Genomic DNA, 19,890 nt, shown 5'->3' on the forward strand with positions numbered 1-19,890 from the left:
GGCCGGCTCGCGGATCGCGGGCGCGGCGAAGCGACGACCGGCGCCGCGCTCGCGCTGCTCGCGTGCTCGTGGCTGCCGCTCGCGTTCGGCGATTCGTCGATTGCATGGCTGGTGGTCGGCATCGTGCTGCTCGACGTCGGCGGGCAGGCCGTCCACGTCGTCAACCAGAGCATGATCCTCGGCACGCGGCCCGATGCGCACGCGCGCCTCGTCGGCTGCTACATGCTGTTCTATTCGGCCGGCAGCGGGCTCGGCGCGATTGCATCGACGATGATGTATGCGCGCGCCGGATGGACGGGCGTCTGCGTGCTCGGCGCGGTCGTGAGCGTGGCGGCGCTCGGCGTCTGGGCCGCGACGCTCAGGCGCACGTGACGCGTGCCGGCGTCGCGCATCGGATAGGGAGAACGAGCCGGCCCTGCGCAGGCGGCCGGCACGCGAACCGGCCGCGCATGCGCGCCGGTTCGGCTTCCCGTTCGGCGCGCCGATTGCGCGCCACGGGCGCTCAACCTGCCGCCCGGATCGCCTCTTCGTACACGCCGGCCACGCGCCGCGCGATCACCGCGTTGTCGAAATGATCGCGTGCATAGCGCTTGCACGCGGCCTCGTCGGGCAGCGTGATCGCGCCCGACAGCGCGGCACCGAGCCCTTCCGCGATCGCGTCCGCGCCGGTGGACGGCAGCACGAGATCGTCGGACAGCCCGGCCACCGCCTCCGGCAGCCCGCCGACCGGCGTGACCAGCACGGGCGTGCCGGACGCGAGCGATTCGACGGTGATCAGCCCGAAGCCTTCGAGCGCGACCGTCGGCACGACGCTGACCGTCGCCGCGCGGTACAGCGCGGCGAGATGGTTGTCCGGCACGAAGCCGAGCAGCTTCACGTTGTCCTGCAGGCCTGCCGCATCGATGCGCTGCTGCAGTTCCTCGCCGATCTTGCCCTTGCCGGCGATCAGCAGCAGCACGTCCGGGTGACGGTGCTTGAGGAGGCCGATCGCGTCGATCAGGTCCTCCAGCCCCATGCGCCGCACGAGCCGGCGCACGGCCAGCACGATCGGCCGGTCCTGCGGCAGTTGCAGCTTGTGCCGCGCCTCGGCGGGCGTGAGCGGCGTGTCGAACTGCGCAGTATCGACGCAACCGGGAATCACGCGCACACGCGACGGATCGATCCCGTAGCGGTTCGTCAGGATCTGGCCGAACGCCTGCGACAGCACGATCAGCCGCGACGAACGCGTATAGACGGCCTGCTCGAGATAACGCTTCGCGCGCTGGCCGAGCGACGCGGCGCCCTCGACCTGGCTTTCGTCGGCCCACGGCCCCTGGAAGTGCGACACCTGCGGAATCCCGCGCGTGACGTCGAGGCCCGGGAACGTGTACAGCGCGAAGTGCGACGAGATCACGTCCGGCCGCTCGCTGCGGATCTCCTCGCGCAGCGCGCGCCGCGCGGCGAGCATGCGGCGCGCGAGCGGCTCGGATGCGGGGCCGAAGCCCTGGATCGCGCCGCCCGTGTCGTCGGCGACCTTCTGCGAGCCGGCGACGAGCCCGCGCACCTCGACGCCCGCGCCCGGCAGCGCGCCGACGAGCGAGTAGTACATCCGGTCGAGGCCGCCCGCGCGTTCGGGGAACCAGTGCATGCCGATCTGCAACGATTTGATCGGCCGGGAAGAGTGGGACATTACGATTGCTCCTGCGTCACTGCATGCTCGACCCGCTCGAAGGCGGACGGCTGCGTGGGTTGGCCGATGCGCCGGTAGAGCGCGACATACTGGGCGCCCATGTGCGCCCAGCCGAAACGGGTCATCAATTCGCGGGCCGCGTCGCCCATCGCGCGGCACGTGTCACGCGACGCCGCGAGCGAGCCGATCGCCTGCGCGAGCGCGGCTGGATCGTCCGGGTCCTCCAGCACGATCCCGCATTCGCGCGTGATGATTTCCGCGCCGCCCGCCGTACGCGCGGTGACGACCGGCAGCCCGGCCGCCATCGCTTCCAGCAGCGACAGGCTCATCGCTTCGTAGCGCGACGGGAACACGTAGGCGTCGACCGAGCGCATCAGCGTCGGCATGTTTTTCACGAGGCCGAGGAAATGCACGCGCGCATCGATGCCGAGCGCGCGCGCCTCTTCCGGATACGGGCTGCCGGGCAGATAACCGGCCACCGCCAGGTGCACGTTCGCGGGCAGCTTCGTCAGCGCCTTCAGCACCGTGCCGAGGTTCTTGCGCGGCGTGCGCAGGTCGCCGACGAACAGCAGCAGGAACGCGTCGTCCGGCAGCTTGAACGCCGCACGGTCGGCCTGCGCACCGGCGAACGCGCTGCCGTCGACGCCGTTGTAGATCACGCTGATCTTGCGGCTGTCGATGCCGAGCCCGGCGATCTCGTCGGCCACCTTCTGCGACACGGCGGTGATCGCGCGCGACCGCTTGTACGCCCAGCGCTCGAGCGTGGTGTTCACGCGCGTATAGACATACTGATAGGCCGACCACAGCCCCTTCGTCGGCCCGAACGGATAGTACGGACTCTTGAACCAGCCGCCGTGCACGAAGTGCGCGGTATTGACGTCGGCCTTGATCCACGAGATGAAGCCGTTCACGTGCAGCACGTCGTATTCGCTGCGGTGCGCGCGCAGCCAGGCCGCGCTCTTCAGCGCGAACACCTGCTGCTTGACGAGATTCGACGGCCAGAAGCCGCCGACCTTCACCGGCACCCAGCGCACGCGCGGGTCGTCCAGCAGCTCGGGCGCGACGTGCGACGCGACCAGCGTGACCTCGTAGTTCTCGGCCAGCGCCGCGCGCGCGATTTCGTAATTGACACGGCCCTGGCCGTCGTTATGTCGCACGACGTGCGTGACGATCGCGATTCTCAATGGTCGCCTCCCCGTGAATGCGCGGCGGCCAGCAGGCGTTGTGCCTTTTGCCAGTGCGCCGCGGCTAGTATCGAAAAAATGGCTGTGAACATCAGCAGACCGCCCGTGCCGATCAGCGAGTTCGTGAACACGAGCATCGCGAAGGTCGACAGGCACAGGCTCAGGCATGCACCGACGAACTTGTCGTTGCGCAGCTTGAATGCCGCGCGCAGCGTGCGGCCGAACAGCATCACGACGCCGGAGAGATACAGCAGCGTGCCGGGCCAGCCGAGCACGAACGGCACGTTCATCACGCCGCTGTCGAAGCTGCCGTACTTGCCGAGCTCGCCGCTGTCGCTCGACAGCTTCGTGGATGCACCCGTCGCGCCCATCCCCTCGCCGGCGACGTCGGTGAACGCCGTCTGCGCGAAGGTGGCGTAGAACTTGTTGCGGTCGTCGTAGCTGCGGTCGTCCTTCAGGTTCGTGATCGACTGCAGACGCGCGCCGAGACGGTCGGCCACCGGCCCGACGGTCAGGAGCGGCACGCACAGCCCGACCAGCACGACGCCGCTGATCAGGATCCGCATCCGCACGCGGTTGCTCGACTGCACGAGCTGGATCGCGAGCGCGATCACCCAGCCGCCCCAGGTCGAACGCACGAGACACAGCGCGAACGACACGAAGCCGGCCGCGCCCGCGAACCAGCGGATCTTCTGCGGCGCGGCGAACACGAACACCAGCGCGCCCATGATCGCGAACGCGAACGGCCCGGACGAATTCATCGTGCTGAACACGCGCACGCCGTACGGCACCGGCTCGCCCTGCGAACCCATGTCGGAGCCGATCATCCACAGCACGTCCCACTGCGGCATCACGAAGTACTGCACGACGCCGTACAGGCCCATCACGAGCATGCCCCACATGAACGTGGACAGCAGCACGTCGCGGTATTCGGGATAGTCGCGGGCGTTGACCATGATGTGAAAACCGATCAGCACCGGGTACACCCAGTTCGCGAGGTCGTAGGTCGCGGCCATCACGCCGCTCGACACGATCCCGACGAGGTACGCGTACGCGAGCCCGAACAGCATCAGCAGGATCGGGATTCCGCGCCGCTGCGCGAGCACGCGGTAATGCCGGATCAAGCCCAGGCCGGCGATCATCGTCACCGCGAGCGGCGCGACCTGGATCAGGCTCGTCGGCGTGAACGCGCCCTTCGACCAGTCGGCGAGACGCCGCACTTCCGGGCTCAGGAACCACACCCACCACATGAAGCCGACGTAGCGCGCCGGACTCTTGAAATACAGCCAGACGCCGACCGCGATGGCCAGCACCGGAAACGCGAGCGTCAGCACCTTGCCCTGGTGAATGGCAATCAGCGCGGCGGTGAAGGACCACAGCCCGGCCTGCCCGACCCAGTGCTTCCGCTCGGGCAGCCAGCTGCGGTGGCGCGACGGTGCGCGTTCGGCGGCAATCGTACTCATCGATCCGCTCTCACCGCGACGACGGACGCGAATCCGCGAGCGGCATCGCGAGGCCCGCCGCCGCCGGCGTCCGGCGCCGGCGCAGCATGTCGCGCGTGATCCGCACGTGCTGCTCGGCGAACGCCTGCGTGGTCAGGTCGCGCTCGCGCAGGCACGCGGCGGCGGCGCGCGCGCAGCCCAGCGCCGCGACCGGATCGGCCGCGAAGCGATCGGCGGCCTGGCGCATCGCCTGCGCGTCGAAGGCCGGCACGTAGGCGGCCGTATCGTGCGGGAAGTAGTCGCTGAGGCCGCCGACGTCGGACACGATCATCGGCTTGCCGACCGCGGCCGCCTCGAGCATCACGGTGATGCCCGACGCGTGGAAATTCGGCCGCAGCGGCACGACGATCACGTCGGCCCATGCGTACAGTTCATGCTGCTTCGCGAGCCCCGACGCCGAGCCGATCTTCACGTTCGGCGCATGCCACTCGCGCGGCACGCGGCGCCGGGTGGCCAGCCGCACGTCGTAGCGCGCATCGCCGCCGAACGCGGCGAGGAACGTGCGCCAGTCGCGGTCGCGGTCGTTGCCGATCGCCGCGATCCGCAGCGGCCGGTTCGGTTGCCATTGCTGCGGCTCGACGATCGGGAAATCCTGCGTGTTCAGCCCGTAGTAGACGAACTCGGCTTCGCGGCCGAGATAACGGCGGCACAGGTCGGCGTTGTCGCGGGCCAGCGTGGTCAGCGCGTCGGCGCGCGCGATCAGCTTGCGGTACAGCCAGCGGCGCGGGCCGCCGAAGCTGCCCCACTTGTCGAACAGCCACACGCTCTGCGCGAGCAGCAGCGGACGTTTGCCCTGCTCGCCGGCCAGCTTCAGGATCAGCGACGCCGCAAGGTGCTCCTGCTCCGTGTGCGTCCAGATCACGTCGGTGTTCAGCAGCGCGGCACGGTTGCGCCATGCATGCACGACGTCGAAGCCGAGCGCCGCCTTCAGCGCGCGGCGCGCGAGGCTGGCGACGCGGCTCTCGCCGCCGTCCTGCGAATAGGTCAGCCGGAATTCGTCGGATTCGGCGTGGTGATAACCGTACAGGCAGCCGATGTTCTCGCCTTTCCGGTAGGTACGCGGATCGGCGCCGTGGAACAGATGGACATGAACCTTGGTTGCAGTCATTCGAGCCCTTCTCCGGGTTCGGCCGCGCGGCGTTGCGCGCGCGGCTCGTTCAAGACGTCACCGGCGGCATCGCCGCACGGTGGGGGGCAAGGTTCGCGCGGCGGGCATCGCGCGCGCCGCGGCGCACCGCGCGCCAGTGCTCGCGGATCCGCTCGCGCTTCGCCGTATGCAGCGACAGCAGCACGTGCGCGAGGCCCGGGTAGACGCGCGTACCGACCAGCGTCCACCACCACCACGCGATTTCGCGCCGCACGGGCGGCAGGTGCTCGCGCAGGATCAGGTGCAGGTTGTATGCGCCGTTGCTGATCGCATTCAGCGACGCGGCATCGCGCCGGTCGTCGTCGAAGCGTTCCGCCGGAAAATGATCGACCGCGATCGCCGGGTCGTAGACGAGCTTCCAGCCGTTGCGCTGCACGTGCATGCTGAAACCCATGTCGTTGTGCACCTGCGCACCGGCGCCGCGCAGCCGCGTGTCGAAGCGCAGCCGCTCGATCGCGGCGCGGCGGTAGCTCATGTTCGCGCCTTTCAGCATGTCGACTTCGCGCATGCCGCCGACGCCGAGGTGATGGTTGCCGACGATCTTGCCGGACAGCGTGAGCTGGCCGACGAGCTCGCGCGATTCGTCGAGCACGCGGCCCTTCTCGTGCACCCAGTCGCGCCCGCCGACCGCGCCCACGCGCGGGTCGGCCTCGAACGCCGACTCGACGCGGGCGAGCCAGTCGGGATGGGGCGCCGCGTCGTCGTCGGTGATCGCGACGATGTCGCCGTTCGCCGAGTCGAGCCCCTTGTTCAGCGCGGCGACCTGGCCCGGCACATCGACCGGCACGATGCGCAGCGGCAGCGCGCCGCCGACCGCCGGATCGGCGAGCCGTTCGTGCGTGGCATCGTCCTCCGGGCGCGCGACGACGATCACCTCGTCGGGCAGCCGCTGCTGCCGCTGCAGCGCCAGCAGGCAGCGCGCGAGGTCGGCGGGGCGCCGATAGGTCGGAACGAGCACGGAAATTTTCATCGTTGGTTCTCCTGTCGACCGGGCAGGCGGCACGCGCGGCCCGCCCGGTTACGTGCGATTCGGATCAGGCGCTCAGGTATTCATGCACGGCCGCATAACCGCGGCCGTAGCCGCGCGCTTTCGGCGGCACACCGTTGAAGATCCCGCCTTCCAGATCGACGCCCGCGGTACGCAGGCGCTTGATCGCGTCGGCGATCTCGCCTTCGGTATGCATGCCCGAGCGCAGCACGAGGAACGTCGAGCCGGCCATGCGGCCGATGATGGTCGCGTCGGTCACCGCCAGCACCGGCGGCGAATCGATCAGCACGACGTCGTAGCGCTTGCCGAGGCCTTCGAGGTATTGCGGCAGGCGCGTCGACATCAGCAGCTCCGACGGGTTCGGCGGGCGCGTGCCGGCCGAGATGAACGACAGGCCCTGCACCGGCGTCTCGCGCACCGCGTCCTCGAGCGCCGACTGGTCGCTCAGCAGCTCGGACAGGCCCGGCTGCGAGGTGAGGCCGAAGTAGCGGTCGAGCAGGCCGCGGCGCATGTCGGCGTCGATCAGCAGCACGCGCTTGCCCGAATGCGCGAGCAGCACCGCGAGGTTGACCGTCAGGAAGCTCTTGCCGATGCCGGGCGTCGGGCCCGTCAGCACGATCACGCGGTTCTTCGCGTCCATCATCGCGAACTGCATCGCGGTGCGCAGGCTGCGCAGGCTCTCGACGCTCAGATCCTTCGGACGCAGGCTCGCGAGGATCGGCCGTGTGCGGCTGCCGCCCTTCTCGGCCGCCGCGTCGAGCTTCACCTGTTCGGCGCTTTGCGGCACCAGCCCGTACAGCGGCAGGTTGAACGTGCGCTCGATGCGGTCGGGGTCCTCGATGCCCTGGAACAGGTTGCGGCGCAGGAACACGACGCCGGTGCCGAGGATCAGCCCGAGGAACACCGCGGCCGACAGGATCAGCACCTTCTTCGGCTTGACCGGGTCGCCCGGACGCAGCGCGGAGTCGACGAGGTGGATGTTGCCGCCCGTGCCGGCCTTCTGCACCGACAGCTCCTGCACGCGGTTCAGCAGCAGCACGTAGATGTCCTCGGCGACCTTCGCGTCGCGCTGCAGCTGGACGGCCTTCACTTCGGTGGCCGGCAGGCTGCGGAAGCGGTTGCTGAACTTGTCCTTCTCGCCCTGCAGCTCGGCGAGCTGCTGCTTCGCGGCGATCACCATCGGGTGCGAATCGGTGAAGCGCTGCGCGAGCGACGCGAGCTGCAGGCGCTGCGCGGCGATCTGCTGCTCGTACTGCACGCTGCCCTCGAGGTAGACCTTCGCCTCGTCGCTCGCGTTGATCGAGCCCGACGTGCGCTGGTACTGCGTCAGCGCGGCTTCCGCCCGTTCGAGGTCGGCCTTCAGGCGCGGTTCCTCGCCCTTCAGGAAGTCGAGCATCTTGGTCGCTTCGGCCTGCTTCGCGACCACGTGCTGGTTCAGGTACGACTGCGCGAGCGCGTTCGCGATCGCGGCGGTCTGGTCCGGGTCCTTGCCTTCGAGCGAGATCTGCACGACGCCCGTCTGCTTGCCCTGCTCGGTCACCTGGATGCCGGCCTGGAACCCGCTGATCGCGTCGAGATCGTTGTAGCGGACCACCGTGAACTGCGTGCCGGGGCGCGCGACGAGCTTCGACACGAGCAGCGTCACGCCGCCGCCCTGCGTCGATTCGCCGACCTGGCCCGACAGCAGCCGCGTGCCGTTCTGGTCGACGAGCGAATAGGTGCCGTTCGGGCCGGCCGTCAGCGTCAGCTTCTTGCCTTCGAGCGCGGGCACGACGCTGATCGAATCGACGTCGGCGACTTCACCGCCCCATGCATACGATTTCAGGCCGAGCCACGGCCGCGACGGCGTGCCCGGTGTCGCGACACGCGCGGCGAGGCTGCCGATCAGCGGCAGCGTCTTCGGCACGACCGAGAAATTCAGCTTGAACTGGTCGACCACCGGCGCGACGACGCCGCGGCTCTTGATGATCTCGATTTCCGCGTCGGTCTGCGCCTGCTGCGGACCGCTGTTGATCGTCGCGCCGGTCTGCGTCTGCGTGAGCGCCTGCGACGTGTTGTCGTTGCTCTCGACCCGCACGTGCACGTCGGCCTGGTACACCGGCTTCGCGACGTAGCAGTAGAGGCCGGCGAGCGCGACGACCGTCACCGCGATGCCGAGCAGCAGCCAGATGTCGTCCATGATCACCTGGAGCAACTGGCCGAGGACGACGTCCTCTTCCTCGGTTTTCACGGACAGATCCGCGTAGGAGTGTTTCGCTTGCGTGTTCACCATTCGTTCCCGCTTGAGTGGTGCCGGGGCGGAGGTGCCGCCCCGGCGGGCTATCAGCGCGTGATTTGCCGCATGTAGAAGATCGTCTGGATCGTCGGCAACACCTGCTGCAGCACACGGTTGAACTGCACCGAGCTGGCCGTGCTGACGTAGACCACGTCGAGCGGCTGAAGCGGGAAGCGGCTCGACAGCATCAGCGCATCGGGCTGCGTCATGTCGAGACGGAACACTTCAGGCTTCGTCGGGTTGTCGCGCATGCCGCGCATCACGTAGATCTTGCGCGGGTTCGCATCGGTGTCGAGGATGCCGCCGCCGGCCGTCAACGCGTCGGCGATGGTCAGCTTGCCCTTGAGCATCGGCACCGTGACCGGCGTCTTGACCTCGCCCATGATGAACACGCGGCTGTCGCTGCGGTCCGGCACGTTGATGATGTCGCCCTGCTGCAGCATCACGTTCTGCCGCACGTCGCCGCGGTCGAGCACGCCGTTCGCGTCGAGCGTGTAGAGCTTGCCGTCGCGCGTCAGGCGCACGCGCTGCAGATCGGCATCGGTCGTCGAGCCGCCCGAACGCGAGATCGCGTCGACCAGCGTCAGCGGCACGTCGCTCATCGCGAGCGGGCCCGGCGTCTTCACCTCGCCGGTCACCTGCACCTTCTGGCTGCGGAACGACAGCACGCGCACGTCGAGCTGCGGATTCTTCACATAACGCGCGAGTCGCGTGGCCAGCTCGTCACGGGTCTGCGCGATCGTCTTGCCCGCCACGTGGATGCGGCCGACGAACGGGAAGAAGATCGTGCCGTCGGCGGCCACCGTCTGGCCATAAGGATCGGCCTGGCCCGGCAGCGACGACGAATAGGGTTGCTGCAGCGCGCCCGCGATCGTCTGCGTCGTGTTGCCGCCGCTCGAGAACGACTGGCCCTGCGGCGTCGTCAGCTCCGGGTGGTCCCAGACGGTGACGCCGAGGATGTCCTGCGGCCCGATGCGGTACACGTATTGCGACGGATCGGTATAGCGTCCGGGCGGCAGCGGATGATCGACCTGCGCTTTCTGCAGCTGGTCCATCACCACTTTGGCGTCGATGTAATGAACCGGATAGGTCTCGGCCGCTTGCTGCCGGCCTTCGTCCTTCAGGTTCGACGAGTCGAGGTAGTTGCCGGGCGCGGTTGCACAGGCTGACAGGAAGGTCGTCAGCGCGACGGCAAGCGCCACCGGGCGCATCGGGCGTTTCAGCATAGTTTCTGTAGCCATCCTTGAACCAGACGTTCGATCAGTGAGTAGCTCTCGCGGTAATCGGCCTCGGGGCCGCCGTGCGGGTCGGCAATCTCGGCCCCTTCCCACTTGCCGAGCAGGTGGACCTTGCCGCGCGCGAACGGATCGACCTGTTCGACGGCCGCGATCTGTCCGCGCTCGCTGACGAGAATCAGGTCGGCGTCGCGCACGATCCGGCGCGACAGCCGCCGCGAGCGGTGGGTCGTCGCATCGACGCCCCGCTCGGCGAGCAGCTGCCGCATCACCGGATCGATGCCGTCGCCGTCGTTCGCATGCACGCCGGCCGAATGGAACGTCGGGCGCGGGCCGCCGCGCGACGCGGCGTGCGACTTGAACAGCATTTCCGCCGCCGGGCTGCGGCAGACGTTCGCGTGACAGACGATCAGGATGTTCCGGAACATGGCGTCTCGTAACGAGTGACGGGAAACGGGTTACGCGCTCGCCGGCGCGGTGCCCGGCACACGCGCGGCGACGGCCTGGCGCGAGCCCGGCCGGCCGATCGGGTGGTATTCGATGCCCTGCTCGCTCATCGTCTCCGGCTCGTACAGGTTGCGGCCGTCGAAGATCACCGGCGCTTTCCACAGGCGGCCGAGCGCGACGAAGTCGGGGCTCTTGAAGATCTTCCATTCGGTGACGATCACGAGTGCGTCGGCATCGCGTGCGGCCTGCGCCTCGTCGTCGACGAAGCTCAGGCGCTCGAGCCAGCTCGGGTGATCGGCGAGATCGAGCGCGATCACGCGGCGCGCTTCCTGCTGCGCGACCGGGTCGTACGCGGCGACGCGCGCCCCGCGCGACAGCAGCTCGGCGATCAGCTCGCGGCTCGGCGCTTCGCGCATGTCGTCGGTGTTCGGCTTGAACGCGAGGCCCCAAATCGCGAACGTGCGGCCGGTCAGGTCCTCGCCGAAGCGGGCGACGATCTTCTCGGCGAGCACGCGCTTTTGCGTGGCGTTGACCGACGACACGGCCTTCAGGATCTGCAGTGCCTGCCCGTGCTCGTCGGCCGTGCGGATCAGCGCCTCGACGTCCTTCGGGAAGCACGAGCCGCCGTAGCCGCAGCCGGCATACAGGAAGTGATAGCCGATGCGCGGATCGGAGCCGATCCCGCGGCGCACGGCCTCGATGTCCGCGCCGAAACGGTCGGCGAGGTTCGCCAGCTCGTTCATGAACGAGATGCGGGTCGCGAGCATCGCGTTCGCCGCGTATTTCGTGAACTCGGCCGAGCGCACGTCCATGTACAGCGTGCGTTCGTGGTTGCGGTTGAACGGCGCATAGAGCTTCTTCATCAGCTCGCGCGCGCGCTCGCCCGGCACGTCGTCGTCGCAGCCGATCACGATGCGGTCCGGCCGCGTGAAATCGTCGACCGCCGCGCCTTCCTTCAGGAATTCCGGATTCGACACGACCGAGAACATCTGGTCGCCGCCGCGCTTCGCGAGTTCTTCCGCCACCGCCGCGCGCACGCGCTCGGCCGTGCCGACCGGTACCGTCGACTTGTCGACGATCACCTTGAAGCCGGTCATGTAGCGGCCGATGTTGCGCGCCGCCGCGAGCACGTATTGCAGGTCGGCCGATCCGTCCTCGTCGGGCGGCGTGCCGACCGCGATGAACTGCACGTCGCCGTGCGCGACCGCGGCCTCGATATCGGTCGAGAAGCGCAGGCGGCCCGCCGAGCGGTTGCGCGCGATCACTTCCTTGAGGCCCGGCTCGTGGATCGGCACGCCGCCGTTGTTCAGGATGTCGATCTTTGCCTGGTCGACGTCGAGACAGAACACGTCGTGCCCGATGTCGGCGAGACAGGCGCCGGTGACAAGACCTACGTAACCGCTGCCGATGATAGTCAGATTCATGATGTGTCGGACCTCTTGACCAATGATTCGAAATTCGTAAAACCGCGATGCCTGCGTGGCGCGGCCTCGGTACTCAGTACGCGTTGCTGCCGGTGAAGCCTTTCCAGAGCGTCAGCACGACGATCTTGATGTCGAGCCAGAACGACCAGTTCTGCATGTAGTACAGATCGAGCTTCACGCGTCCCATCATCTTCTCGATCTGGTCGGTCTCGCCGCGAAAGCCGTTGATCTGCGCCCAGCCGGTGATGCCCGGCTTGATCCGGTAGCGGAACATGTAGCCCTTGACGAGATCCTTGTAGATGTCGTCGTGCGCGAGCGCATGCGGGCGCGGGCCGACGACCGACATCTCGCCCTTCAATACGTTGATGAACTGCGGCAGCTCGTCGAGGCTCGTGCGGCGCAGGAACCGGCCGACCGGCGTCACGCGCGAGTCGTTCTTGGTCGCCTGCGTGACCTGCCCGGCCACTTCCTGGTGCACCTTCATCGAGCGGAACTTGTAGATCTCGAACTCGTGCCCGTCGATGCCCTTGCGCTTCTGGCGGAAGAACACCGGCCCGCGCGACGTCAGCTTGATCAGGCCGGCGATCACCACCATCACCGGCGCAAGCGCGGTGAGTGCGGCCAGCGCGAACAGCCGGTCGAACACGAACTTCGGCAGGATCCGCACGTCGGTGATCGGCGACGCCGCGAGGTTGATCGCCGGCACGCCGAGCACCTCGACCACTTCCTGGTTGAAGAACGACAGCGTGCGCACGTCCGGGATGAAGCGGATGTTGACGAAGTCGTGGCGGAACACGGTCACGATCTGGTGAATCCGGCGTTCCTCCGTGATCGGCAGCGTGAGCCACAGCTCGCTGATCGCGCGGCTGCGCACCAGCCACACCAGCGATTCGAACTGCCGCTCGATGCGCACGTCGTCGAGCGCGACCTCGCCCGGCGCTTCGCTTTCGTCGTAGACGCACACCGGGTTGAAACCGGCTTCCGGCCGCGCCCGCATCTGCGCGATCAGCCGCCGCGCCGCCGGCGTACCGCCGACGATCGCGACCGCCTTCAGGTTGTAGCCGCCGCGGCGCAGCTGCCGCAGCACGACGTGCACGCAGGCTTTCGAGCCGGCGAGCAGCGCCATCGTCACGAGCGCCCAGTAACCCAGCCACAGCCGCGACAGGTCGCCCGACTGATGGAAGCTGAAGCTCATCAGGATGCCCGCGAGCTCGACCACGAGCCAGGCGAACGCAACCCGGCCCACCAGCCCGACGAGACGTTTGCCGCGCCACGACTGGTAAATGCCGATGGCCGGAAAGAACACGACGACGAGCAGGCAGTCGAACAGCACCGTCGTGCGCTGCAGGTCGTTGAGCCAGATGCTGCCGCCGTGCAGTGCGGCGGCGATCAGCGCCCCCGCTACGACCATCGCGATATCGATGACTCTCGCCAGCACGCTCAACATGTCTGCTTCCTCTTTGAACAGGCGTTTGCCGAACAGCTCCTCGTGCGACCCGTGCCGCACATTCGATTCAAACGTTGCATGACGCTATTGAAGCGGTAAGAAAATTCCGCCTCAAGCGCACAAGTATTTCGAAAAATAATCGGAAATTCTTGCTGCGTAGTTTTTGAATTAAATCGGCAGCTTTTCCCGAAATGATCACGAATCGGGAATTTTTCGGAAGCTTTACGGTTTCCGCTCACCCTTTGCGGACGGTCAACACCAGCCGATTCACCGATTTATTTTTTACTTTTTTATTTGCACCGGATGCTGGCGAGGAAAATTCTTCCCGGTGAATGCCCGGCGAATATCAGGCAATCGGCCCGGTTTTATTGTCGATTTACTTCATGCTACAACGGCAGGCACTGACTTCAACCGTGGAGAGTGTCAACATGAATGCTCCGGCCGTGGCTGCCGAAACGCGCCATTCCCCTTCCGCCGCACCCGCCGCCGGCACGCGCGTCGCCGTGCAACCGGTGATTCTCGCCGGCGGCTCCGGCACGCGCCTGTGGCCGATGTCGCGCGAGCGCTTTCCGAAACAGCTGATCGGCTTGCTCGGCGAACATTCGTTGCTGCAGTCGACCGCGCTGCGCCTCGACGGCCTGGCGGGCGATCATCCGCTGACCGACGACGTGCTGATCGTATGCGGCGAGGATCACCGCTTCACGACCGCCGAACAGCTGCGCCTGACCGGCAAGTCCGCGTCGATCATGCTCGAGCCGATCGCCCGCGACACCGCGCCCGCGCTGACGCTCGCCGCGCTGCGGCTCGTCGCCGACGGCACCGACGCGATCATGACCGTGATGCCGGCCGACCATGCGGTGGCCGACCTGCCGCGCTTTCACGCCGCGGTCGCGGCCGGCGTGCACTGCGCGAAGCAAGGCCGGATCGCGACGATGGGCATCGTGCCCAAGCACGCGGAAACCGGCTACGGCTACATCCGCGTCGGCGCGCCGCTCGGCGACGCCGCGACGGGCAGCCTCGACGTGCGCCGCCTCGATCGTTTCGTCGAGAAACCGCATCTCGAACTCGCTCAGCAGTACGTCGCATCGGGCGAATACTGGTGGAACAGCGGGATCTTCATCGTGCGCGCATCGGTGTGGCTGAAGGCGATCCGCCAGCTCGAACCCGCGATCTACGCGGCCTGCGAACAGGCCGTCGCCCAGGGCAAGGCCGATGGCGATTTCTTCCGCGTCGATCGCGACGCATTCGCCGCGTCGCCGTCGAACTCGATCGACTACGCGGTGATGGAGCCGCTCGCGAGCCTGCCGCAACTGTGCGAGAGCGTCGTCGTGCCGCTCGACGCGGGCTGGTCGGACGTCGGCTCGTGGGATGCGATCTGGCAGATCTCGGAGAAGGACGAAGCCGGCAACGTCGGCCGCGGCCACGTGCTGCTCGAAGACGCGGAATCGACGTTCGCGCATTCGGAAAGCCGGCTCGTCGCCTGCGTCGGCACGCAGAACCTCGTCGTCGTCGAAACCCCCGACGCCGTGCTCGTCGCGGACAAGTCGCGCGTGCAGGACGTGAAGAAAATCGTCGGGCGCATCAAGGCGCAACGCGGCGCGGAAGCGTCCGATCACCGCAAGGTGCATCGCCCGTGGGGCCACTACGACTCGGTCGACATGGGCGAACGCTTCCAGGTGAAACGCATCGTCGTGAAACCGGGTGCGCGGCTGTCGCTGCAGATGCACCACCACCGCGCCGAACACTGGATCGTCGTGCGCGGCACCGCGCGCATCACGCGCGGCGACGAAACGTTCCTGCTGTCCGAAAACGAATCGACGTACATCCCGCTCGGCGTGTCGCATCGCCTCGAGAACCCGGGCAAGATGCCGCTCGAGCTGATCGAAGTGCAGTCGGGTGCGTATCTCGGCGAGGACGACATCGTCCGCTTCGACGATACCTACGGCCGCCAGTAACACACGTACACGCCCGGGGCGCCGCTTCGACGGCGGCGCCCCGGGCGATGCAGGCATGGAAAGACGAGGCTTCCGAGCGGGCGTCGTGGCACACGACGGCCCGCCCGTTTCACCGGTGCGGCGATCAGCCCACGCGGTACACGTATTCGCGACGCTCCTGCTGCACCGGATCGTTGCGGCTTTCGGACAGCGCGCTCGTGTGACGCTCGGCGATGAAGCGCTTGATGTCCGACTCCGCACGCGCGAGCGCGGACAGGCCGGCCAGCACCTCGCCTTGCGGCGCGCGTGCCGGTTCGTCGCTCGCGCCATGGCGATCGATCCACTGACGTGCCCAGTCGAGCGCGAACTGCTCGGCTTCCTCGGCATCGGTGAAGCGCGGGCCGATCAGGCCCGAACGCTCGACGCGCCGCTCGTCCTGCGAGATCTCGGCCCACGCGCGATACATCAGGTTCTGCACGGGCTGCGCGATGCCGCGGATCGTATAACCGCGATACTCGTCGACTTGCGGTTCGGCCGCGGCGAAGCTCGCCGACGACGCACGCGCATGGCGCAACTCCACCGACCGCGCGCCCGGCACCACGAACGACGCGTCGGACGGCCGCGCTTCGGCGTCGTCCTGGATGGACGACTGCGACGCGCCTTCGCCATCCCAAACGTTTGCGTGCGCGACCGGCAATTGCCACGACTCGGGGTTTTGCCAGAACACGCCGCGCAAGCGATCGTTGTCGGGCACGGGCTCGGCACGGCGTGCGGGCACGACCGGCACCGGCGGCGGCGGGATATACGCGAACGTGCGCCCGCTGAACTGGGTCAGCACGTCGATCATCTGCAGCAGCGTGCCGGACGCCAGCCATTCCTCGTAACGGCGACGGCACGTCGGCCCGGACGGGTAACGACCGGGCAGCTTCGACCAGGCTTCACCGGTCGTCAGGATCCAGAGCACCGCGTTGGCGACGACGCGCGGTTCGGCACGCGGACGCCCACGACGGTTCAGCCGGATGGGTTCATCGGCGATCAGCGTTGAAAGACGAAACCACTCTTCATCGGTAAGCTCATCGAAGAACATAGTAGATCTCTCCACGCAGCCAGGCCGGGGCTGCGATTGGCGGCGCCATCGCGACACATCGCGTCGCGGGGCGGCCAGGTTGCACATTATGCTTATCCGGTGTTGTGCATGCCGGTGCGACACCGCACTTTCACGGTGCCGCCATTCCCGGCAATGGCGCACAAATCACGGTCTCACTCCAATGTGGGAATTTTTGTGCACGAAGCATACCATCCCTAGGGTTTATCTCAATATGACAATGACTTAATGTTACGCACTGAAACAACCTGCCAAGGGTGCGTAATGTATTTATGCTTGAATTTTTTTGCGGGATCTTTATGCCCGACGCTGCAAAGGCCCGTCTGGCGGGGCTCTCCAGCGTATGAAGAATGCCCGCGAATGGGCATTTTCGGGCCGCTCCGCCCCCTGCCGGCAACAATCCCGCGCATTGCTTCCCAACATCGGTAAATCAGGGAAAAAAGCGTAACAAGATATTCACGAATCGGTAAATCATTCAAATTTCGCCGATTTTAATTATCTCCGTGCACAATCTTTTTATTGTTTCTCTGCGAGTGATGAAAGCACGGTGACGCGCGATGCACGTCTTTCGCTGGATGCAAGTTCGTGACGCCTGTTACATCTTCGCGGCGGCAGGCGAGCGATACGCACCGCATCGCGTGCGGAGATCGCGTTTCGGGTCGGAACGGAAAAATGGAAACCGGTGCGCGGGACGCACCGGACGTGCCGGAAGCGCCGCTGACGTGCCGCGGATGCGTCAGCGCAGATCGCCGGCCAGCGATGCGGTCACGTCAGCGTCCACGCGCTGCGCCGGCATCGTGTAGGCCGGGTGATCGCAGCCGATCGACAGCGCCGCCCCGCCCTTGAGCGCCGCGCGCATCGGCGCGTCGAGCTCGAAGCGCAAGAAGTGCACGGCCGACGTCTTCTCGGCGTTGTCGCGCTCGAGATCCTCGTCGGCGATCGCATAAATGCGCGCGTGGCCGTCGACCTGCAGGTACACGCGATCCTCGACACCGATCAGCCGCGCGAGCGCCGCCCGCCGTTCGACCTCGTGCTCATACTCGATCTGCATCGTCGCCTTCAGGTTCGTGCCGTCGGGCACGAGCGGCAGATACGCTTCCAGCTCCCCTTCGATGCCGGCCTGGTCGAAGATCTTCTCGATGTGCAGCATCTCCTGGATCTGATAGCGGATCGTCGTCTCGTCCTCGAACAGGAAGCGCAGGTGGTTGCCGAGGGCTACCGCGCGGCGGCGCTTGTACGCGACGAGCCGCGCGTGTTCGGCCTTGCGGATCTTCGCGTACGCTTCGAGCGTCAGCAGGGAGTCGCGGGTCAACGTCATGGGATGTCCTCGTGGGTCGGCCGGCGGCGGCTCAGATGCCGTATGCGCGGCGCAGCAGCGTGAGCGGATGCGCGAGCGGCGCGGACGGCAGCCCGTTCTCGTCGATGCCCTGCACGATGTGATGGCCGGCCAGCGCGCAGTCCGACGACACGAAATCCGGCTGCGGCTCGGCCATCGCCTTGAACACGGGGCCGCCGATCCGCATCGCGTCCGCATGAAACTCCTTTTTCACGCCGAACGTGCCCGCGTGGCCCGAGCAGCGCTCGACGACGTTCACGCGCGTATCGGGCACGAGCGACAGCGCGTCGGCCGTCTTGCGACCGATGTTCTGCACGCGCGCATGGCACGGCACGTGATACGACACGGTGCCGAGGCCCGTCTTGAAATCGGTCTTCAGCAACCCGTCGCGATGCCGCGCGATCACGTATTCGAACGGATCCCAGAATGCGTCGGCCACCGCGCGCACCGCGTCGTCGCCGGGGAACATCAGCGGCAGTTCGCTCTTGTACATCAGCACGCAGCTCGGAATCGCGCCGATCAGTGCATAACCTTCGCGCGCATAGCGCTCGAGCACGGGCAGGTTCACGTCCTTCTTCGCGGCCACGCCGGCGAGATTGCCCTGCTCGAGCAGCGGCATTCCGCAGCAGGCTTCGCGCGTGACGAGCTCGTAAGGGATGTCGTTGTGCGCGAGGATCGCGAGCAGGTCGTGGCCGATGCCCGGCTCGTTGAAATTCACGTAGCAGGTCGCGTAGATCGCGACCTTGCCGGGCGTGCGTTCGCCGTCGCGCACGGGCAGGCCGTCCGACGGTTTCGCCGCGCGCCGGAACTTGCGCGGCGCGAATTCCGGCAGCCACGCATGGCGATCGACGCCGAGCGTCGCTTCGAGCGCATGACGCGCGGGCGGCGTACGGTTCACCGCGTTCACCGCCTGCGTGACGATCGGAATGCCGGCAAAGTGACCGAGCGCGTCGGTGTTCGACAGCACCTTGTCGCGCAACGTCGCTTCGCCGCGCTTGTAGCGCGCGGCCTTGCCGCGCAGCATCAGGTGCGGGAAGTCGACGTTCCATGCGTGCGGCGGCACGTACGGGCATTTCGTCATGTAGCAGAGGTCGCACAGGTAGCACTGGTCGACGACCTTGCCGAACGCCGCCTTCGGCACTTCCTCGATATCGCCCATCGGCGTGTCGTCGACCAGGTCGAACAGCGTCGGAAACGCGCCGCACAGCGACACGCAGCGCCGGCATCCGGCACAGATGTCGAACACGCGCGTCATTTCCGCGTCGATCGCGGCCTGGTCGTAGAACGCATCGGACTGCCAGTCGAGCGGATGCCGGGTCGGGGCTTCGAGACTGCCTTCCTTGTGGGGCATGGGGCGCTCCAGCGTGGCGCGCATGCGCGCCAGCGCCGCCCGCGCGATGCGGGCAGCGATGAACGAACAGCCGGCCGCTTGCCGGTCGCACGGCCTGCCGTGCGGCCCGCGGCGGCCCGTCAGTCGACGAGACTGTCCAGCGCCTTCGTATAGCGGTTCGCGTGGCTGCGTTCGGCCTTCGCGAGCGTCTCGAACCAGTTCGCGATTTCGTCGAAGCCCTCGTCGCGCGCCGTCTTCGCCATGCCCGGATACATGTCCGTGTATTCGTGCGTTTCGCCGGCGATCGCCGATTCGAGATTCAGTCGCGAGGAACCGAACGGCAAGCCCGTTGCCGGATCGCCGACGGCTTCCAGGTATTCGAGATGGCCGTGCGCATGGCCGGTTTCGCCTTCGGCGGTCGAGCGGAACAGCGCGGCGACGTCGTTCTGGCCTTCGACGTCAGCCTTCGAAGCGAAATACAGATAACGCCGGTTCGCCTGCGATTCGCCCGCGAATGCGGCCTTCAGGTTCTCTTCGGTTTTGCTGCCCTTGAGTTGAGCCATTTGCGCCTCCGTTCGAGTCGGCGCGGCCGCGTGCGAAGCCGGGCCGATCAGGTATGTGGGGAACGATGCGTGCGTCGCGGCGCGCGTATCGTGCTCTTCAATCTAGGCGCTCGAGTTCGCATCCCCCAATAGGCTTTTTCAATCCGGACGATAGTCGGCGCGTTGCGCGGCGGGGCGGGATGCGTTGCCGGGTGGCGGGTGGCGGGTGGCGCGCGGGGTACGGTCTCCGGTGTCCGGTGTCCGGTGTCCGGTGTCCGGTGTCCGGTGTCCGGTGTCCGGTGCGCGTGTGCGTGTGCGTGTGCGT

16 protein-coding genes are annotated in these 19,890 nt (G+C 67.2%); 2 read left to right on the top strand and 14 right to left on the bottom strand.

Annotated features, from left to right (window positions below; translation table 11 throughout):
* Positions 1-372 (top strand): MFS transporter (locus tag L810_RS36850; RefSeq protein WP_042977754.1); only part of this gene is annotated, 372 nt, incomplete at its 5' end.
* 130 nt (positions 373-502) lie between these two features.
* On the opposite strand, the gene L810_RS36855 is transcribed toward L810_RS36850, so the two are convergent.
* The 10 genes from L810_RS36855 to L810_RS36900 all read right to left on the bottom strand — a co-directional run bounded on the left by L810_RS36855 (position 503) and on the right by L810_RS36900 (position 13,318).
* Complete coding sequence (locus L810_RS36855; protein WP_027791034.1) at positions 503-1,669, bottom strand: glycosyltransferase family 4 protein; 1,167 nt, start codon at positions 1,667-1,669, stop codon at positions 503-505.
* Positions 1,669-2,853: a glycosyltransferase family 4 protein gene (locus tag L810_RS36860; protein WP_042977758.1), complete on the bottom strand. Its 1,185-nt coding sequence runs from the start codon at positions 2,851-2,853 to the stop codon at positions 1,669-1,671. Before L810_RS36860 ends, L810_RS36855 begins: the two co-directional genes overlap by 1 nt.
* Positions 2,850-4,316, bottom strand: a complete 1,467-nt coding sequence (locus L810_RS36865) for an O-antigen ligase family protein (protein ID WP_021163246.1) — start codon at positions 4,314-4,316, stop codon at positions 2,850-2,852. Before L810_RS36865 ends, L810_RS36860 begins: the two co-directional genes overlap by 4 nt.
* Before the next feature lie 10 nt (positions 4,317-4,326).
* On the bottom strand, positions 4,327-5,463 hold the full coding sequence (locus L810_RS36870) for a glycosyltransferase family 4 protein (protein ID WP_021163247.1): 1,137 nt from the start codon (positions 5,461-5,463) through the stop codon (positions 4,327-4,329).
* A 49-nt stretch (positions 5,464-5,512) separates the two neighbouring features.
* A complete protein-coding gene (locus tag L810_RS36875; protein WP_021163248.1) occupies positions 5,513-6,472 on the bottom strand; it encodes a glycosyltransferase family 2 protein in 960 nt (319 codons plus the stop codon).
* 64 nt (positions 6,473-6,536) lie between these two features.
* Positions 6,537-8,762 (bottom strand): polysaccharide biosynthesis tyrosine autokinase, encoded by a 2,226-nt coding sequence (locus L810_RS36880; protein ID WP_021163249.1) that lies wholly within the window; start codon positions 8,760-8,762, stop codon positions 6,537-6,539.
* A gap of 50 nt (positions 8,763-8,812) precedes the next feature.
* Positions 8,813-9,991, bottom strand: coding sequence for a polysaccharide biosynthesis/export family protein (locus tag L810_RS36885; RefSeq protein WP_021163250.1), 1,179 nt, complete (start codon positions 9,989-9,991; stop codon positions 8,813-8,815).
* A complete protein-coding gene (locus L810_RS36890; RefSeq protein ID WP_021163251.1) occupies positions 9,985-10,428 on the bottom strand; it encodes a low molecular weight protein-tyrosine-phosphatase in 444 nt (147 codons plus the stop codon). Before L810_RS36890 ends, L810_RS36885 begins: the two co-directional genes overlap by 7 nt.
* Positions 10,429-10,458: 30 nt before the next feature.
* Positions 10,459-11,871, bottom strand: a complete 1,413-nt coding sequence (locus L810_RS36895) for a UDP-glucose dehydrogenase family protein (protein WP_042977760.1) — start codon at positions 11,869-11,871, stop codon at positions 10,459-10,461.
* Positions 11,872-11,944: 73 nt separating this feature from the next.
* Entirely contained in the window at positions 11,945-13,318 is a 1,374-nt protein-coding gene (locus tag L810_RS36900) for an undecaprenyl-phosphate glucose phosphotransferase (RefSeq protein ID WP_042977761.1), read from the bottom strand.
* A gap of 428 nt (positions 13,319-13,746) precedes the next feature.
* Between L810_RS36900 and L810_RS36905 the strand changes: the two genes are divergently transcribed.
* Positions 13,747-15,273, top strand: a complete 1,527-nt coding sequence (locus tag L810_RS36905) for a mannose-1-phosphate guanylyltransferase/mannose-6-phosphate isomerase (protein WP_021163252.1) — start codon at positions 13,747-13,749, stop codon at positions 15,271-15,273.
* 124 nt (positions 15,274-15,397) lie between these two features.
* Here L810_RS36905 and L810_RS36910 read toward each other — a convergent pair whose 3' ends face one another.
* The 4 genes from L810_RS36910 to L810_RS36925 form a co-directional block, all read right to left on the bottom strand.
* The gene (locus tag L810_RS36910; RefSeq protein WP_021163253.1) at positions 15,398-16,339 is read right to left on the bottom strand and encodes a transposase; all 942 of its coding nucleotides are present in this window, start codon (positions 16,337-16,339) and stop codon (positions 15,398-15,400) included.
* A gap of 754 nt (positions 16,340-17,093) precedes the next feature.
* A complete protein-coding gene (locus L810_RS36915; RefSeq protein ID WP_021163254.1) occupies positions 17,094-17,675 on the bottom strand; it encodes a DUF3501 family protein in 582 nt (193 codons plus the stop codon).
* Positions 17,676-17,706: 31 nt separating this feature from the next.
* Positions 17,707-19,044: a heterodisulfide reductase-related iron-sulfur binding cluster gene (locus L810_RS36920; RefSeq protein ID WP_021163255.1), complete on the bottom strand. Its 1,338-nt coding sequence runs from the start codon at positions 19,042-19,044 to the stop codon at positions 17,707-17,709.
* A 119-nt stretch (positions 19,045-19,163) separates the two neighbouring features.
* Positions 19,164-19,586 (bottom strand): rubrerythrin family protein, encoded by a 423-nt coding sequence (locus L810_RS36925; protein ID WP_006497294.1) that lies wholly within the window; start codon positions 19,584-19,586, stop codon positions 19,164-19,166.
* Positions 19,587-19,890: the final 304 nt, after the last annotated feature.

Source organism: Burkholderia sp. AU4i (assembly GCF_000466765.1).
GTDB classification, from domain to species: Bacteria; Pseudomonadota; Gammaproteobacteria; order Burkholderiales; family Burkholderiaceae; genus Burkholderia; species Burkholderia cepacia.

Bases quoted from the DNA above. Each gene is read 5' to 3' on its own strand.
- L810_RS36870 (WP_021163247.1), bottom strand. From the start codon at position 5,463: ATGACTGCAACCAAGGTTCATGTCCATCTGTTCCACGGCGCCGATCCG.
- L810_RS36880 (WP_021163249.1), bottom strand. From the start codon at position 8,762: ATGGTGAACACGCAAGCGAAACACTCCTACGCGGATCTGTCCGTGAAA.
- L810_RS36890 (WP_021163251.1), bottom strand. From the start codon at position 10,428: ATGTTCCGGAACATCCTGATCGTCTGTCACGCGAACGTCTGCCGCAGC.
- L810_RS36865 (WP_021163246.1), bottom strand. From the start codon at position 4,316: ATGAGTACGATTGCCGCCGAACGCGCACCGTCGCGCCACCGCAGCTGG.
- L810_RS36910 (WP_021163253.1), bottom strand. From the start codon at position 16,339: ATGTTCTTCGATGAGCTTACCGATGAAGAGTGGTTTCGTCTTTCAACG.
- L810_RS36905 (WP_021163252.1), top strand. From the start codon at position 13,747: ATGAATGCTCCGGCCGTGGCTGCCGAAACGCGCCATTCCCCTTCCGCC.
- L810_RS36875 (WP_021163248.1), bottom strand. From the start codon at position 6,472: ATGAAAATTTCCGTGCTCGTTCCGACCTATCGGCGCCCCGCCGACCTC.
- L810_RS36900 (WP_042977761.1), bottom strand. From the start codon at position 13,318: ATGTTGAGCGTGCTGGCGAGAGTCATCGATATCGCGATGGTCGTAGCG.
- L810_RS36925 (WP_006497294.1), bottom strand. From the start codon at position 19,586: ATGGCTCAACTCAAGGGCAGCAAAACCGAAGAGAACCTGAAGGCCGCA.
- L810_RS36920 (WP_021163255.1), bottom strand. From the start codon at position 19,044: ATGCCCCACAAGGAAGGCAGTCTCGAAGCCCCGACCCGGCATCCGCTC.
- L810_RS36855 (WP_027791034.1), bottom strand. From the start codon at position 1,669: ATGTCCCACTCTTCCCGGCCGATCAAATCGTTGCAGATCGGCATGCAC.
- L810_RS36895 (WP_042977760.1), bottom strand. From the start codon at position 11,871: ATGAATCTGACTATCATCGGCAGCGGTTACGTAGGTCTTGTCACCGGC.
- L810_RS36915 (WP_021163254.1), bottom strand. From the start codon at position 17,675: ATGACGTTGACCCGCGACTCCCTGCTGACGCTCGAAGCGTACGCGAAG.
- L810_RS36885 (WP_021163250.1), bottom strand. From the start codon at position 9,991: ATGCTGAAACGCCCGATGCGCCCGGTGGCGCTTGCCGTCGCGCTGACG.